The 15722-nt window shown below is 63.6% G+C and carries 16 protein-coding genes; 1 reads left to right on the forward strand and 15 read right to left on the reverse strand.

Going from position 1 to position 15722, the window contains the following annotated elements:
* Positions 1-28 precede the first annotated feature (28 nt).
* The 15 genes from AB0O58_RS19480 to AB0O58_RS19550 form a co-directional block, all read right to left on the reverse strand.
* Positions 29-2065, reverse strand: coding sequence for a DHH family phosphoesterase (locus tag AB0O58_RS19480; RefSeq protein WP_366238611.1), 2037 nt, complete (start codon positions 2063-2065; stop codon positions 29-31).
* 214 nt (positions 2066-2279) lie between these two features.
* On the reverse strand, positions 2280-3584 hold the full coding sequence (locus AB0O58_RS19485; RefSeq protein ID WP_366238612.1) for a WGR domain-containing protein: 1305 nt from the start codon (positions 3582-3584) through the stop codon (positions 2280-2282).
* Positions 3581-3862 (reverse strand): hypothetical protein, encoded by a 282-nt coding sequence (locus AB0O58_RS19490; protein ID WP_032399787.1) that lies wholly within the window; start codon positions 3860-3862, stop codon positions 3581-3583. Before AB0O58_RS19490 ends, AB0O58_RS19485 begins: the two co-directional genes overlap by 4 nt.
* Positions 3863-3945: 83 nt before the next feature.
* Positions 3946-4197 (reverse strand): hypothetical protein, encoded by a 252-nt coding sequence (locus AB0O58_RS19495; RefSeq protein WP_032399786.1) that lies wholly within the window; start codon positions 4195-4197, stop codon positions 3946-3948.
* 47 nt (positions 4198-4244) lie between these two features.
* Entirely contained in the window at positions 4245-5285 is a 1041-nt protein-coding gene (locus AB0O58_RS19500) for a DUF3560 domain-containing protein (RefSeq protein WP_032399828.1), read from the reverse strand.
* Between the two features lie 3291 nt (positions 5286-8576).
* Positions 8577-8942 carry a hypothetical protein gene (locus tag AB0O58_RS19505; protein WP_366238613.1) on the reverse strand — a complete coding sequence of 122 codons (366 nt, stop codon included), beginning with the start codon at positions 8940-8942 and terminating at the stop codon, positions 8577-8579.
* A gap of 185 nt (positions 8943-9127) precedes the next feature.
* Positions 9128-9556, reverse strand: coding sequence for a hypothetical protein (locus tag AB0O58_RS19510; protein ID WP_366238614.1), 429 nt, complete (start codon positions 9554-9556; stop codon positions 9128-9130).
* A 66-nt stretch (positions 9557-9622) separates the two neighbouring features.
* Positions 9623-10579 carry a DUF1524 domain-containing protein gene (locus AB0O58_RS19515; RefSeq protein WP_366238615.1) on the reverse strand — a complete coding sequence of 319 codons (957 nt, stop codon included), beginning with the start codon at positions 10577-10579 and terminating at the stop codon, positions 9623-9625.
* Positions 10580-10871: 292 nt separating this feature from the next.
* Positions 10872-11147: a hypothetical protein gene (locus AB0O58_RS19520; protein ID WP_366238616.1), complete on the reverse strand. Its 276-nt coding sequence runs from the start codon at positions 11145-11147 to the stop codon at positions 10872-10874.
* A gap of 133 nt (positions 11148-11280) precedes the next feature.
* Positions 11281-11601, reverse strand: coding sequence for a hypothetical protein (locus tag AB0O58_RS19525; protein ID WP_366238617.1), 321 nt, complete (start codon positions 11599-11601; stop codon positions 11281-11283).
* A complete protein-coding gene (locus AB0O58_RS19530) occupies positions 11594-11992 on the reverse strand; it encodes a hypothetical protein (RefSeq protein ID WP_155288637.1) in 399 nt (132 codons plus the stop codon). The genes AB0O58_RS19525 and AB0O58_RS19530 overlap by 8 nt, the downstream gene beginning before the upstream one ends.
* 44 nt (positions 11993-12036) lie before the next feature.
* Positions 12037-12327 carry a hypothetical protein gene (locus AB0O58_RS19535; RefSeq protein ID WP_032373141.1) on the reverse strand — a complete coding sequence of 97 codons (291 nt, stop codon included), beginning with the start codon at positions 12325-12327 and terminating at the stop codon, positions 12037-12039.
* 143 nt (positions 12328-12470) lie between these two features.
* A complete protein-coding gene (locus AB0O58_RS19540) occupies positions 12471-13106 on the reverse strand; it encodes an RES family NAD+ phosphorylase (RefSeq protein WP_366238618.1) in 636 nt (211 codons plus the stop codon).
* A complete protein-coding gene (locus AB0O58_RS19545; RefSeq protein WP_032373260.1) occupies positions 13103-13627 on the reverse strand; it encodes a hypothetical protein in 525 nt (174 codons plus the stop codon). Before AB0O58_RS19545 ends, AB0O58_RS19540 begins: the two co-directional genes overlap by 4 nt.
* Positions 13628-14053: 426 nt before the next feature.
* Positions 14054-14869 (reverse strand): CPBP family intramembrane glutamic endopeptidase, encoded by an 816-nt coding sequence (locus AB0O58_RS19550; protein WP_032373259.1) that lies wholly within the window; start codon positions 14867-14869, stop codon positions 14054-14056.
* Between the two features lie 57 nt (positions 14870-14926).
* Here AB0O58_RS19550 and AB0O58_RS19555 point away from each other — a divergent pair, with 57 nt between their 5' ends.
* Positions 14927-15367 (forward strand): hypothetical protein, encoded by a 441-nt coding sequence (locus tag AB0O58_RS19555; protein ID WP_366238619.1) that lies wholly within the window; start codon positions 14927-14929, stop codon positions 15365-15367.
* Positions 15368-15722 lie beyond the last annotated feature (355 nt).

Consider the following 15722-nt stretch of genomic DNA (forward strand, 5'->3'; position numbering starts at 1 on the left):
CGAAGGTTGCTGCCGCGGTGAATGTTCACTAGCTGTTCTGCAGAGACTGTCCGGAGTGAATCTCCAGGGACGAGACGATCGCCTGAGGTCGAATATTTCCCATGAATTGATTCGTTGACAGGGTGATTGTCGCAGTCACCAGCGCAGCGTCCATGAGCGTTTGGTACTGGTCAGCCTTGTTCCACCACAGCAGGTCGAGGCCGTGCCCGGTCGTGATCTTCACGTGCTTGTAGTCCGCTGGGTCAGGCTCGACACCCTTTTCCAGTTCGCCGGCCTCTTCTTTCCGGCTCATCAGCTTCACGGCCGCGTTGACCGGCTGAAACGTGACCCGAATGTCTGCAGCGGGAAAGCCCTGGCCGAAGGGCGCGAGTTCGCTCAGGCACTTCGCCAGATCGACGAGCTCGGTGGCCATCGGTACCGGGATGTCGGGCTGCAGCCGTAGGAGAGTGTCGGCTGACGCCACATCGAGCCGGGCGAGGGACTCGATGTCCATCATGTGCAGGTCTGCCCGAAGATCGGCCGGGTCCGGCTCGGGGAGTGAACGAACATAGCCGTCGATAGTCGAGATCAGACCTTCGAACGCCTCGAGCTCGGTCGCTCCGACACCACACGCTTGATGGTGTCCGAGAGCATGGAGGCGAGAGTCGTTCATGTCGGCGACGAATCCGAGCACGTCGAACCATTCTGGAGCCCGCGCGGATCCGGAGAGCGTGTGCGGGTTGACGACCATCGTCGGCATCCCCGTCTCTGTGAGCAGGTTGGATGCGAGCAGTCCGAGCACACCAGGCTTCGCCTCGGAGAACCACAGGTAGGGCGCGTAGGGCTGCTCGGCGAGGTGAATGTCCTCCATAGCGGCCTTGGTCAATTCCTTGCGGTTCTCGTTGTTGAGGAGCAACGTGTCTGCCGCGATGCGGCGGGCCTTCTCGATCTCGGAGTCTGAGGCAAATACATGGGGCATGTAGTCGGGCCGGGAGGCTCGGACAGCCTCCGGGACGAACACCATGAACGAGTCGGCCATGTCAGCGTCGACGCGGCGGGTGGCGTTGAACATCGGTGTCAGTGTGAAGCCGAGGAACGAGACGTCGAGACTGTCGACAGAGCTGACCTTGCCGGCAGCAATCAGTCGAGCCAGTAGCAGCGAAAGACCTCGTAGAGCCTGGCTGTATCGCCGGTCGTGATCCTGACCGTTGACGATCCGCATGAGAGTGGAGGTGTCGGGATCGATGCGATCCGGCTCTTCGAGGTTCCACTCGCCGATCTTGTAGCGCTTGATCGGATTGTCCTCACGAAGAGAATCCTGCTTGGTGTAGATCGGCACCTCGGGCAGGGCCAGTACCAACAGGCCGAGCGCCCGGCGCACCAGCGCACGGGTCTGTCCGCGCAACGGCATCACATCGGCGAGACCTCCGATGCCGCCGAATACCGAGAGCATCGCGATCGCTGGTGACTTCGTCGGATAGTGGGCGCGGGCGTAAGCGTCGAGAATATGGAGCGCGACCTGCGAGCCGCAGATGTCCGGCTCGGGATATGTGCATCCTGTCCGGTTCGGGTCGACCACAGCGTCGGCCCGGCACGCATCAACGGTCTGGATGTGGTGGTCGGTCACGATGACCTCGATCCCGCGCTGGTGGGCCCGGTCGATCCCGTCGTTGGAGTTGATGCCGACGTCGCAGGTGATGATCAGCGAGGTGGTGGGGTACTGGGCGACCGCCTGGTCGACCTTCTCCGCGGTTATCTCGCGCGGGCCCTCGTAGTGCGGGACGACGAGCTCGACCTGCGCTCCGAGCTCGGCCAGGCCAGCGTAGGTAAGGATGCCGGCAGCAACCCCGTCCATGTCGTAGTCGGTGAGCACAGTGATGGTCCGACCTTGGGTGATAGCGGCATGAATGAGTGCCACGCTGCGTTCCAGGTCGGGCAGAGGCTCGTCGGTGCCGAGTTCGATCTGCTCGATCGCGGCAGTGTCCCAGCCCCGGCGCTCACGAATGATGTCGAAGGGGCGGCGCTTGGAGAAGTTGCGCGCCACGGAGATGACGCTGTCGAGCACGTGTTCGGCCGGAGTGGTCATGGCAGATGATCCGTTCGTTCGATCCGGCGGTACACGTCACGCACGGAAGAGATTTGATGGTCGTGACACGAGTTTAGCATTGTCCGAAAGTTATTGTAATTACCATTTGACCTGCTGATATATTGGCGGAAAAAATAGTCGACATATTTTTCTCAGGAGACGAGGCCCCGGGACGCGATCATGCGTTCCGGGGCCTCGTCGCATGAGCGATGGGTCAGACGATCCGACTGGTGCCGGCTGCAACGAATTGGTCGAGTTGACACTGGGCAGCGGGTTTGTCCATGCGCTGACGAACGAGCCGCGGTTGCACCAGGCGGGGATGGCTGGGGTCGGTGACGTACAGGAATGTCACCACCCACACCTCGCCAAGGGACAGACTCCCTTTACCGATCGTCGACGCGGAACCGACCTCGACAAGAGTTCCGTGGTCGTCGTGAACCGAGAGGGTGGCGGACTCCTTGGTGGCATGAAGGCCGGAGATGACGACGTCGGCGTCCTTGACCAGCTTGTGCTTGAGTAAGCCCGTCGAACGACGTCCCTGCTCGTAAGTTCCGGCCCCTCGACGTGCGATGAGACCTTCTCGCTGCTGCAGTACCGCGTCGGCGAGCATCAGAGTCTTCGCCTCGGGACTTGAGGCGACCGGTGCCAGCACCACGGGCGAGCCTGCGATTCGGTCCGGCACCGGGATCACGAGAAGGTCGGCGATGACCTGCAGCGCCTGATAACGAGCGATGAAGGGGTCACTCTCGGTGACCCAGGTCCGCAACCCGGATGCGAATGCGAGGTCGAACAGTACGAGAGTGCGGCCTACGACTTCTCCGTCGAACACCCACCGACCCCGACGTAGCGCCGTGAACGGCAACAGCTGAGCACGACCTACGTTACGAATCTTGTTTTCGCCCTGCCGATTTAGCACCTTGATCCGGCCATCGGTGACCTCGATGAGGACACGGTCTCCGTCGTACTTGAACTGAGTGACCCAGGTATCGGAGTCCATCACCTCGTCGAGATGATCGGGAGACAACGTCGCGGCCAGCATGGGCCGCAGAGGTAAGCCCACTCCAGCTACTGGGTCGGCGGCCGACCCAGTGAAGACGGCGGCGAGAGCGGAATCCACGGCAACAGTCAGATCTGGCAGCGTTTCGGGGCCCAGATCGACGGTCGCGGCGGGTTCTTGGGACACGCCGGCCGCAGCCTTGTCCTTCGAAACGGGTAGCTGCTGCGCCAGCTCGTCGAGAACCCCGAGATCATCTGGACCCACAGGTCGATCAAGCGTCAGCGAACCGGCCTTGTAGGGGACGTAGCCCTTCTTGACCTTCGAGGTGAACTTGGCGGCAGCAGCTTTCGCGGCAGCGTCCTCGGATGCGACTTCGATCAGCTTGGTGAACGTACCGATGGTGCCGTTGCGTCCGTACTGCGTCACCCAGGTCGATCCCAGGACGTACGTCCGGTAGAACTTGTCGTTGCCCGCTCGCGGGTCGATGTACTGGGCTTCGGTGATGTGAATTGTGGTGCTCATAACAGTCCGTCCCGCATGTGCTGCTCGAAGTCGGCGTTGCTGAGTCCGGCGATGTGGTGCAACGAGGGCGGTGTGACGGGAACGATGTCGAATTCGTTCTCGGCGAGCACAGAGGTGCGTACGGCTGAGCTGGCGGGTTGATCCCATTCGACGACGTACTTGCGCACGCCGTTGCTGTACCCAGCGAATCGGGCGACAGTGCCATAACTGGACTCGTGGTCCAGTCGGCTACGGAACGCGATACGCGTGCCGTTGTCGATGATGAGCAAGTCTGTCATCGGAGTCTCAATTCATATTTCAGGATGTTCGAGGGCTTTGAGCGGGGGTTAAAGGCTGTGGGTGGCATGAATCGGAGGCGAGCTCAGCCGAAGGAGAAGATCTCACCGACGAGATGAGCGTGGTCGGCGCAGTCGACGACTGTGACCTCGTGAATGCCGTCGATGTTGGCGTAGATGGCGTCGCCTTGACCGGTGAACGGGGACAGCTCATCAGCTGCCCAGTCCTCGAGGTCGCCGGTACCAGGAGGCGGCGGGTTGACGGTGACGGTCTCAGTACGGGGCGCGAACTCATCGCCGTTGGCGTAGGTGTCCTCGATTGTGATGGTGATCTGCATGGGTGGGCTCTTTCAGTTCGGGTGCGGTCGGGGAAGGTCGCAGTCGGTCAGGGCGTCACAGCGGGCTCGTCGGCGGCTTCGTCACCGATGACGCGTGCCCCGTCGACGACGCGGACGGGGACGGCCTCAGCGGTCCGCAGAGCCCGAATTTCCGTGTACGGGATCCGGTCGGTCCAGCTGCCGCCGACGATGGAGCGGATGGCGACGGTCTTCGCGTTGACGCGTACGACCTCGTTCCACTTGCCGATGTAGTAGACGTGGTCACCCTTGGTCACGACGTCTGGATTGAAGGCGGTGACCTTGCCGTCTGCGATGTGCTGAGCTCGGACACCCTCCCAGTAGGCGAGGTCGTCGGTGGTGCGCTCGATTTCTGCAAGAACGCGATCGCGGTGGGCGCCCTCTGCCGGAGCGTGAGACTCGAGGTACTTCTCTCCGGTTTGACTGTTGGTGAACAAGGTGCGGGTGTGGCCGTCGCGGGCACGCTCGTGACCGCGAAGTTCAGCGGCGAGCTTCGCGATTCGGCGAGCTACCGACACCGGGGCGTAGCGGGAATCCGTGGTCCCGGCCGCGGCGTCGGCTCGGCCACGCGCCCGGGCGGCCTCACGCTCGGAGAGCACAGCCTTGCCGAGCTTGTTCCAGGCCTTGTCGACAGCGTTGCGGTGCCGACTCTCGCTGTGGTGGCCGATTTTGATCGGTTCGCCACCCTCCGGCAGTGCGGCATACGCAGCCCGCTCGGCATCCCAAGCAGCCTCGGCTACGCCTGCCTTGCGCTCAGCCTTCGCACCGAGCGCCTCGACACGACCTTCCTGGCGGGTGATCTTGTCCGACTCGACCTCGGCCGTTGGCCGGTACGTGTCGTCGATCGTGATCTCTACCTCGAACTCGGCGCTGCGCAGCGCCGAAGCCGTCGCGTTGATCTGAGGAAGTTTGGCCAGGCGGTCTCGCGAATGCGGGATGTACCAGGAGCCGAGATTCCTGGACCAGCGCCAGCGCTGCGCTTTCAAGATGTCCGAAGAGCCGTCGCCTCGAACTGTGCCCTCGATGAGGGTGCCTTCGGCATGGGTGTGGGTGATGGTCAGTGAAGTCACGTGAACGTTCCTTTCGGTGAGTGGGGGTCCAGCGAGCGAGCGCGAGAGCAGCACTCCATCCGGGCCGCGTACTAGCGGCCGATTAGGTGATGTCAGTTTGTGGAGAATAAAAACCCGATAGTCGCAACGGCTATCTCTTAGTGGACTTCTACGACGCCTTTTTCAGGGCCTAGTTCGCCGTTCTCATGTCGTTGAACACGAGGTTTGCGTCATATCGGTGACCAAACCATCGCCCCTCCGGCAACGGCTCGCTCAACGACGCCACTATTAATCGACAAACCCACATATGGAGCCCGCTATAAATGTTCGGGAGTAACTTCGGGGCCCGATGTGCCTCCGTCCGAAGTCGGTACCTCGTCGTCCGGCGACCGGGTACCCACGGGTCCCCCGTGCCGGGCGTGAGCGACCATCCCGCGCCCGTCTCGACTCGGGTCTCGGGCACCGGCCACGGCCGGGGTCCGGGACCGCCAGATGCGGCTGGCCGACTCAATGCCATGAAGCGGAAGGTCGACACGCTCGCTCGGATTTCGGCCACGGCCGGGCCATGCAACGGGAGGGATACGTGGTGTCGGCGGGCTTCCCGCAGCACCCTTCGGGTGCCGGCCACCGGGCGCCCCGGTCGTGCGCTTCCCACCCCAGCGAGGTTGCTTGCGACCTGACACACGGAGGTGGAAATCCCACTCTCTGACTGCTACCCAATGAAGCGCGAGCGGACCCCGTGACGTCACATCTACAGGTCACAGACAGACCTCATTCTCCGATTCGAGCTGTCCCCAGCCGCGCGGGAGCAAGAGGTGGTGCAGGACGGCTCCGAGTCCGGTGTGGGCCGCGAGCCGAATCGGACACGATGCCCCTCGGCGGCGGCATTTTTGCAATCTCGGATTCCGCAATCACGGTGTGCGAGGTGTCGGAACATCCGACGCCCAGGACGGTCCGGCCGACACGAACTGGTCACTCCGCGGGTGCCGCGGGCGGCAGCAGCGGTCTCGATTTCCGGCCCCACCCGTCACAGCAACGCGCGCCAGGGGCGCGATACGGGCCGGCAGGACGCAGCAGCAGCCACAGGACACGAGCGAGCGAGTGACCGTCCCCGGAACGGGCCGCAGGCGCGCCAGCGCCGAGCACCGCCGGCCACGGGAAGCAGCAGCGTCCCCAGGGCACCCCGCAGGGGTCGACGTAGGTGAACGAGGGAGGGCGCGCCAGCGGCCGGAGGAGAGAGCCGAAGGCGATGAGGACCCGAGCGCAGCGAGTGGCGACGAGGCGCCAGCCGAGGAGGTCGTCCCGGCTCTGCCGGGCAAACAAGGGTGTAGTGAGCGAAGCGAACGGAACCCGCCGTGCGTCACGACTCCTTATGCCCTTTTAGTTTGGAGCCACAGCAACCGACCCAGAGCGTTAGCGGCGGGAGGTTGCGGCCGTGGCGATCTGGGGAAACATAGCAGAATCTCCGTCCTTGCGACCGGTCGCAGACCGGCGACAGCCGCCCGGAACGGGTGGTCGCAAGGACGGTATCGATGTCGTGTTTCCCCAGCAAGGAGCGGTGACGCCTTGCGCCCTGTGAGCCAGGAGCCTGACGCAGACGGCGCAAACCCCGTTTTTGGGTTTGTGGCGGTCTCAGAGCCGCTGGGAGCGCAGCGACTGGCGGGCTGCACCCATGGTGGCGTCAGGGTCACACGGGCCGCCCCAGCGGTCCGTCTCAGCACGGTGACACCGTGCCCGCGGCGTCAGCCGCGGTCCCCCGGTGGGTCTCTGTCTCAGAGCAGCAGGCGGCCTCGGCCGCCGTCCCCACCGTCCGCGCAGGTGCAGTGTTCTCGTGGGTCCGATGCCCGCGCGTCAGCGCGCCCGAGAGAGTAGATGGCATCGGTGAGGGCCCCACGAGAACACGGAACCGGAGCGGTCCCGGCACGAACAGGCCTCGGTGGCCGAAGGCCACTTCGACCCTCGCCGGGTCGGTGAAGTCCCTGTCGTTCCCCCGGTGCGGCGGAGAGTCTTCACCGCGCGTGAGCGCCGGCGGTGCCGCCCTCGGCAACCGCCTCTTGCACAGGCCTGCCGCAGCTCTTCGCGGCAGACCGTCACGGGCGCGCAGCCGCCCGGCCGCACGCATCTCCCGGTCGTGTCACAGCCCCGCTCGACGGGCTCCGAAGCCTCGCCGCAGGCGGCTTCGAGGGGTGATCCGGCCGCCCGGTGACGTCACAGCGTCGGCGGCCGTCCACGGTTCGGTATCCCGCCGCAGCGGGTGGCGCGATCAGGGCTGCTGACGGTCGCTGCGAGTGGGATCTGACGGCCCGGCAGGGCCGCTCCACAGACTCGTCGAGACCCCGTGCGGCCCGCCAGCTTCACCGGCCGGCCGCACGGCAGCAAGGTTGGGTCGGTCTCGCTTCTCGGGGCTGTCGCAGCCATCGGGCTGCGGGGGTCGGCTGCGGCCACAGGCCGCGGACGGAACGGTCACAGGCGGGCTTCTTCGGCGCACGTGGGTGGCGGCCGCAGCGCTTTTCTGCGGACGACGGCGGCCCCCGGGCCGCCGGCCAGATCACCGGTATCGCATCGAATGTCTGGTGCCCACGTGCGCCGGAGAAGTCTGTTCCATCGGTGTCGCGGAGTATCTCTTCTGTGCGCTTCGACTCGGTTTATCTCGCGTGTCTCAGAGGCGTCAGCGAAACACCTTTATGGGTCATAATCGGCAAATTGAGCTGCTTTTATTGGAGTCCGAACAATCACATTGAGGGCGAGAACATGTACCGCTTTTCGGTATTCGGTAATTGTCCAGAATCGAGCGCTTCTATCCGCTGAAAAGTTGGTCTCGACTATCTTGGGACAGTATTTTTGTGCATGCTGCGAGGCGTTGGTGGAGATTCCGGACGTGAAGAACGGCCAGGTCAGCGGCTTACGGCATGGAAATCGCCCACGACTTGCTTCGGTGGGCAGCCACGAGTCGGAGTGCCCGTGCTGTAGCCGGTGTATATCCGTAATGAATCCGCTCTACGTCCACTGAGCGTCCGTTGCGACGCCGCACAACGGTGTGAGCCGCTGGGTATCCGCTGTATATCCGTACCACCGGCTGTTGCACGGAAAGACAGCGGCGCGATCGAGTTTGCCACCGACACGGCGGTGCTGGTCGGCTGTCACCAGTGCGGCTACTGGGTTCGGCGGATATCCGGACTGTGTGCGAAAAACAGAACCCGCACTCTGCCGGGGGCAGAGTGCGGGTTCGTGCGGTGGACGTGGGCCTTCGATCGGGTTCGTTGTGCTCCGTGAACGTGAGTGTGCGATCTGGTCGAGTTCGTTCACGCCCATTCAGGCGTACACGGGTACGGCGACCGAGCCGAGGCGCTCGAGCTGTGCGAGCACGCCGGCTGTACTTTCCAGCGCCATGCCGCCGTCGCCGAGCACCCAGGACATGGCGTCCAGGTCGGTGCCGCTCAACGTGACGGTGGTGTTGTGCTGCTCCGGATCCGCGAATTCGACTCCCACGATGGCGAGCTCGTCTCGCGTGATGTCGTTGAGCCAGGCCACGGCATGGAGTGCGTCGCCGATCGCGGCAGCGGATTCTCCGAGATCGATGGGGTAGGCCTGCCACAGATTGTCGGCCGGAAGTGTTCGGGCGGGCAGGACCAGCAAGGTCAGTGCTGCACGGTCGATCGTGGTGAGGGTGACAGTCATGGCGTTTCTCCTGCTCGGACGGCTCTGTCACGACGGCGGGGGTGCCTGATCGCGTCGATGTCGCTTCGAGGTCGGCTCCGCCGACGTTTGTAGATCAGGTGCAGCCGCAGCGAGATAGGTTCCGAAAACCAAGAACCCGCACCTGCCATCCTGCAGGTGCGGGTTCTGTGGTGGGCCCGTCGCGATCAGCGACCGCGTGAGCCAGACTCGCGGCCACGGTCAATCTTGCGCTGGCGCGCGACGGCCTGATCGCGGAGCGGGGTCCGGGAGAGCTGTTCGGAACCGGCAGCCTCAGTACGGGCACTATCCGCGGCTTCGCGAGCACGGTCGTCGTCTCGTTCCCGTTCCTGTCTCTGCTTTATGGCGAACAACTGCTCATGGACCGAGAGCTGGGAGGCTTTTTCAATCTCGCGCTCACTGTCCTCATGACGCTGACGCTCCAGTTCGGCGATGTCGCGTTGATGCTGGCGGGCCGAGGCTTCGCGCTGCGACCTGGCGGCCTGTGCGGCGTCGGTTATGGCTGGTCTCTGAGTGCGTTCACTTCGGAACGCGTCAGCAAGCATCTTCGCCGCGGTGACCACCGCGTCGACCACTCTTTTACTGCCTTGGCTCATCGTTACTACTTCCTTGTCTACGGTCGAATTGGCCAGCGGTCGTGTGGTCGGCGCACATCTATGGCGTTATTCGCAGCCGACACCGTCACCATCGCCGTCGAACATGGTGCTGAATCCGGGTTCTCCGGCCCGGATGGGGGCGGCTCCGGCTGCGCGGACTGCAGCGCAGTTCCTGTAGGTCACGTTCGAGGGCACTGGTGCTGCTGGGACCTCAGCCGGCATCGGTGCAGTTGCGTTTTGCTCGGCGACCGGGGCACTGCCGCCGCAGTCACCGAGAACCCGAACGATGGCCTCGTGTTCGGGCGGTGTGACCCACAGCCCGTAGGCGGCTTTGACCTCGACCTGCCGCGACACGTAGGTGCATCGGTACGACTTGTTACTGGGGAGCCATGTTGCGGCGTCGCCGTCGCCCTTCTGTTGGTTGGCCGGGCCGTCGACGGCCTGCAGGTTGCGCGGATCGTTGGCAAAGTTCGCCCTCGCGGCAAGGTCGAGCTGCTGTGCACCTGTCTGGAACGCGTTGCTGAGAGCCACTATGTGCTCGATTTGGACGGCGTTAGAGGTGTCGGCACCTCGTACGAAGTTGATGGTGGTGCCGGTGTAAGTGTCGGCAAGGGTGCCGGTCTGCACGACGCATCCGTTCGATCCCGATTTGAGGGTGATGGCGGTGAGATCTCGCCGCAGTATGTCGTTTCTGGTGTCGCAACCGTTGTGGCCGAATTCGACGTCGACGTCGTCGGTCCAAGCTTGGCCGAACAGGTCACGGTCGTATCCGGTTTTCGGCGCGCGCCCCTTGATCGGCAGGGTCGCAAGCATGCCGAGAGCGGCTTGAGCATCGGGCGAGCTTTCGGCTGCCGATGCGGGGGTGGGCGCGGGGGCCACAGATACAGCATCGGTACTGGCCGCAGGAGGTGAGGCGCTGATCGCTGTGTCGGTTGCGGAGGAAGCACTCTCGGCGCCCGACGCGGCGTCGCTGGCCGTTGTGGGGTCTGCGCAACCGACGATGAGCAGACCGGACAGGGCCATCCCGGTGATACATGGCCATCGGTGACGACTCTTCGATGTGGGCGGCGAGTAGCCGGAAAAAGACACGGTGGTTCTCCAAATTGTTGACAAACGAGTCGGTCGACATCGTAGTGGGGACGTTGTTCAGCACCTGATACATCGGAAAGGGTCGGTCTAAGAACATGTTTCGCCGTCGTGGGACCGGCAACGAAAAACCCGCACCTGCCGGAGCGGCAGGTGCGGGTTCTGGGGTGGGACTCTGTTGCGCCGAGATCGAAAGCTCAGCGGGTCCGTGTCCGCTGCTCGTACAGCGTCAGCTCACCCAAATGGTGCTGAAGGTCCACTTTCCGTACTGGAACTTGCACGGGCTGACGTACATGCCGCTTCCCTGGAACTGACCACGCGGCTTGGCCGTAGCAGCGGCGCGTCTTACCGCAGCGTCGCGATTGGAGTTGCACGACGACTGCGACGAGAAGACGTACCTCGTGTCGGCGGAAGCAGTTGTCGCCGATGCCAGCGAAATCCCGCTGATGATCGCCCCCGCGGTCAGCACCGACGCGATGGTTCGCTTGATAGTTCTGTTCTTCATGGTTTCCCCCTGCGATGTGGCCACCCGATCGGGTGGCCTTGACGATTGAGCGAGGCAAGCATTGCACAGCCGAACGTTGTTGTGCTGGTACATCTTTTATTGCCCTTGGGACGGGCTCACTTCGCCGTGTCGGTCACAATGACCTTCCCTCGGTGGCCGCTATGGCGGCGAGGAGACGGGCCGCGAGAGAGCGTGCCCCTTCGGCGTTCGTGACGACCTCGCCGCTGTGCCGGATCGGGTAACGCTCCATGTCGGTCAGCTCGACCGGGTTACGGAAACCAGGCGGCGCGGGCCACACGCCGGGTTCGGCCGGTGTTGGCAGTTCGACGATGCGGTAGCCGAGATGCACCAATCGGCCCACAACGATATTTGCTACGACGTCGTAGTTCCGAACCGCCGACGTGTCGCGCAGCGCTTGGACTACGACCGATTCGATTCGTGCCCGCTCAGACATTCGCGTTCTGCTCGGTCAACGCCGCAGAATGCGGAACCGGGTGGGAGTCCAGATGGACCGTGTAACCGTCATTCCGAAGTGATTGGACGGGATCGTCCCGATCGACGGGGTCGAAGTTCAAGAGCAGGCAGTCGATGGCCGATTGCTCGCTCGTATGGAGACTGGATGTGGTGAGGGAGGTTCGGTCGTCGACAACCAAGACCCAGATGTCGCCGGCGTGGTCACCATCCTGCAAAGCTTCGAGCGGGAGCGTTTCGACGTGTCGAGCCAGCTTCTCGGCAGCATCGAGCGCGCGGCTGGCGTAGATCCCGTAGTCGTTGATGTCTGTTGCGCTGCCGGCAAGTTCGGCGTTGGTTCGTACGGTGGCGATCAGGGCCGGCGTGTCGGACACGGATCCCTCTCCTCGAGTCGCCGATGGAAGGGAGTTCGACGAGTTCACGATTGCCGGACCTCTCGGTAGTCATCGGTCTCGCGCTCGGAGTGCTCTTTGCGGAGAAGCGACGCAAGGGCGTTTCCGTACTCACCGAGAGCGTTCTCGACAGCGGCCTGTTCCATGAACGTGTGCCGTTCGTCGGACAGGTGTGCGTCGTCGAGAGCGATGATCGCGCTCGCCAGTCTCAACCGAGCCTGAGCTTCGGCTCGCTTGAGATCGGGGCATGATTTGCTGTGCATGGCCAGGCGAAAGGTGGCCTGGATCAGGCCTTCGCCCTCGGGTTGTGAGCTCACGGGTACTCCTTGTTGTGTAGGTCCTCACGGCCGGCGTGCGAGGTTGCCGATCCTCGAACCTTCGACGTTGGCTTCGCCAACGAAAAGATCCCCGCCAGCAGAGCTGGCGGGGATCGAGGGCGATCAGGTCGGGGATCACGATGTCACGACGGCTTCGTGGCACCACCGGGGGTTGGCACGATGCGAACTGATCGCGGTGGGCTCGCCACGGTGAATCCGTGGCGGCGGGCCGCTGTGGTGAGCGGCTCCGGATCCGGGTCGACCGGCCAGGGCTGCTCCCCTGCGTCGGCGAACAGGGCTACGGCGTTCGGGTTCGGCCCGGTGGTGAACCGTGTCTGGTACTGGATTCCATCGAAAGTGGCATCGAAGGTCGAGGCCCATTCGTGCGGAACTGCGTACGGGGTCATGGACACCAGTTCCCTGGTCAGGCCGTAATTCGCGGCATCTTCTGAGGAGGTGTCGGCCAGGTGGTGATCGTGCGGTACGGCCAGTACGGAGAGCTGCCGTTTCGAGGCGAAGGCCGCGCTGATCACTCCGGTCGCGGCCAGTGGAGCGCCGACGGTCTCTCGGATCGCGGTGAGCTCGTCGTAGCCGAGGTAGCAGGTGCCCCGCGGCGGGGTGAGGTCGAAGCGCCCGCCGCCTGAGGACGCGAACCACCACGGCCCGTTCCCGATGCTGTGTCCGCGATGCAGTGACTGCGCCGCGGTGAGCTCACAGGCAGGGAATCCGTCCAGTGGCCTCGATGGCGGACCGAGTGCGACGTGGTCGCGGCCGCTCACGCCGCCCACCGACGAGCGTCGGCACGCGCGAGTTCGAGGACGGGCTCGACGGGGCGGCCCTCGGCAACCCACTGTGCTGCGCTGCGGTCATCGAGATCTGCAAGAGGACTGCGCAACCAGGTTGCGCAGGTCCAGGCGTCTGCCGCAGCACGCAGCGTCGACCACAGGGTGAGCACATCTGGATACGCCGCCCCCGAGTCGCTGAACTGCCAGGTGGGATAGACCCATCCGCCACCGTCGAGCTGGCAGGCGATCACGGCACCGGTAGACGCTGCTTTCGCGACTGCCTGCCGGCTTACACCCCACCACTGAGTCAGGCCCGAGGTGTCGTAGAACGGACCGACGAGCTGGTCGTAGATGTGGCTGGTCGGCAAAGCCGAGGTCATGGAACGGGCAATCGATTCGACATCGGCGAATACGTCGGCGGGGACACCGGCTGCGCGGGCGTCGGCAAATGTCCGGTGGACCGAGCTGGTGAGCAGGTCGAGCAGCTTGCGTTCCTGTTCGGCGAGTGTGCTCATGAGAACTCCTTTCACGGTCAACCAAGTCAACCGAATTATGGTTCATAGCGTCAACTGTGTCAATCGACGAGGGGTCTGTTTCGGGTGGACACTGGACTACCTCGATCTATTCCCGTGTCCGATCGGCCAATTATTCGGTGCGGTCACAGGTCCTCGGTCGCCACGATCTTGGCTGCACCAACGACGTTGCATCTTGGACAGGGAACGGGGTTCGGTGCTGTCCCGCCGTCCCCCAGCAGGTCTTGTAGGTGAGCTGGGCAGGTTGGTGTCGCGGTCGGATGCGCTGAGTGGCCGCAGGGCCATGCAGTGGTTACGCCGACGGTGACTGGGCCGTGACATTCGCCGCGCCAGCCACATTCGACGATCCGCGACCGCCGGGTGAACAACTTGAACCGCATTTGTCTCGATCCCTTCGTTTTCGACGCTTCACCAGCCGCCTGCGAGGACGTTGTTGACGCTGTGCCCGACGACGCCAGGTAGCAAGGATCTGGTCCGGATGGCGAGCGCACCCCACACGATCCCGTCGAGGAATGTCGTGGCGAAGTTGAGTGCCGAGAACTGTTCGTGACCGGATGCGAAGCCGTACACGGAAATTCCGGCCCATACGAAGATGACAGCCGTGATGAGAAGCACTTGCTCCCATCGAGGGACCACGACTCCCGGCCGACGTAGTCGTCGCAGCGCGATGGTCGACGCCACGATGACCGGCGTTCTGAAGATCAACTCTTCGACGATGACGTTGGCTGTCATCGTCACTCCGGTGATGTGCCCGGGGAAGGGCAGATCGTGCATTGCTTCGCGGGCATCCCAGGCTTGTTGCTGCGCACCGGCTTCGGAGGTCGGGAAGTACTCCACCAGCATGCGGAGGACGGGGCCGCTTGCGCGGACGAAGGTGTAGACGAGAACAACGACGATCGCGGCCGCCAGGCACCACCAGCGGCGACGGGAAGTGCCGGCGCACCATCGGACCCCGATAAGAGCAAGTGGTTCTCGGAGCATCGATAAGTGTGGCCGGGGACGATCGGGGCCAGAATGACTGAACCACATCAGAAATGCGGCATACGCGGCTGCGAACAGGGCCACTACCGACAGGCCGCAGACTGTCGTTACCTGGATGATGGCCGACTTGCCGTTCGCCACAGTGGAGGTCAGAAGGCTGGGGATCGCGAACAAGACGAACAGCGCCACCCAGAGAGAGAGGCCTGCGAAGAAGGTTTCCGAGGTGAACGTGCGCTCTGGCATGACTGCCTTTCTGTATCAGGGAGATTCGGAATGTGAGGGGGTCGACTCTCGATGGCAATGGGCGGGCCGAGAGAGCGAGGAATACGATCCCGGGATATGGGCTATTTCAGAGATGCCACTGCAGACGAGATCGAACGCGGAGAAGCGACGCACTGGAGCCTGAAGACTCCAGAGGACGCCATCGATCTCCCCATCGATGAGCGCTTCCGCAGAACAACCGAGGCGGATCTGAGATACAACCACCAAGTGTGGGTCGGCGAGCCTGCGGACGACTGGGTCACCGCCGAGCAACTGGTCGCTCAGGGGTTCAGGCCCGAGGCGCTCACGACTCTGTTCGGGCCCGTCTCCGACGGGCCTGACGGCATCAGCGGCTGGCTGGTCGAACACGTCGACACCGTCGAGGAAACGGTCATAGAGCCAGCAGCCAAGCTGCTCAGAGACAGTGTCGACAAGGAATACTTCGAAGCCTTGTTCACTGGATCCCGGATTGCGACCTGATCCCTGACGAGAAGCAGCCGGACCGAAACTAGCCACGTGATCAGCAGTGACGTCGCCGATCACGGCTTACGATGAGTGATGCAATTCATGGACAAGATCATCAGAGCAATAGAGTTCCTCGAGCACAGTCGCGACCAGCCGGACGAGGGTATGGCCATGGCCGGCGGTCCAGGTTCCGCGCAGGAGACTCCGCCGTCCCGCAGTGAGCTCGATCGGATCGAGAGCGATCTGGACGAGCTGTTCGCGATCAAGGCTGCTGTCGAGCCGCCCCATTCGGTCATGCCGTCGAAGGTCCTGAGTCAGAGACTCTGGGACGTTCAGGATCATTGGGGCCTACATGATCCGGCCGAGCTCA

It is taken from the genome of Rhodococcus sp. NPDC080181, from assembly GCF_040702225.1.
Classification (GTDB): domain Bacteria; phylum Actinomycetota; class Actinomycetes; order Mycobacteriales; family Mycobacteriaceae; genus Rhodococcoides; species Rhodococcoides fascians.

What these genes read in the sequence shown, in the direction of transcription:
- AB0O58_RS19545 (WP_032373260.1), bottom strand. Translation starts at nt 13,627, where the DNA reads ATGAGCACACTCGCCGAACAGGAACGCAAGCTGCTCGACCTGCTCACC.
- AB0O58_RS19495 (WP_032399786.1), bottom strand. Translation starts at nt 4,197, where the DNA reads ATGCAGATCACCATCACAATCGAGGACACCTACGCCAACGGCGATGAG.
- AB0O58_RS19515 (WP_366238615.1), bottom strand. Translation starts at nt 10,579, where the DNA reads ATGGCCCTGTCCGGTCTGCTCATCGTCGGTTGCGCAGACCCCACAACG.
- AB0O58_RS19480 (WP_366238611.1), bottom strand. Translation starts at nt 2,065, where the DNA reads ATGACCACTCCGGCCGAACACGTGCTCGACAGCGTCATCTCCGTGGCG.
- AB0O58_RS19505 (WP_366238613.1), bottom strand. Translation starts at nt 8,942, where the DNA reads ATGACTGTCACCCTCACCACGATCGACCGTGCAGCACTGACCTTGCTG.
- AB0O58_RS19555 (WP_366238619.1), top strand. Translation starts at nt 14,927, where the DNA reads ATGGGCGGGCCGAGAGAGCGAGGAATACGATCCCGGGATATGGGCTAT.
- AB0O58_RS19485 (WP_366238612.1), bottom strand. Translation starts at nt 3,584, where the DNA reads ATGAGCACCACAATTCACATCACCGAAGCCCAGTACATCGACCCGCGA.
- AB0O58_RS19525 (WP_366238617.1), bottom strand. Translation starts at nt 11,601, where the DNA reads ATGTCTGAGCGGGCACGAATCGAATCGGTCGTAGTCCAAGCGCTGCGC.
- AB0O58_RS19520 (WP_366238616.1), bottom strand. Translation starts at nt 11,147, where the DNA reads ATGAAGAACAGAACTATCAAGCGAACCATCGCGTCGGTGCTGACCGCG.
- AB0O58_RS19490 (WP_032399787.1), bottom strand. Translation starts at nt 3,862, where the DNA reads ATGACAGACTTGCTCATCATCGACAACGGCACGCGTATCGCGTTCCGT.
- AB0O58_RS19550 (WP_032373259.1), bottom strand. Translation starts at nt 14,869, where the DNA reads ATGCCAGAGCGCACGTTCACCTCGGAAACCTTCTTCGCAGGCCTCTCT.
- AB0O58_RS19510 (WP_366238614.1), bottom strand. Translation starts at nt 9,556, where the DNA reads ATGAGCCAAGGCAGTAAAAGAGTGGTCGACGCGGTGGTCACCGCGGCG.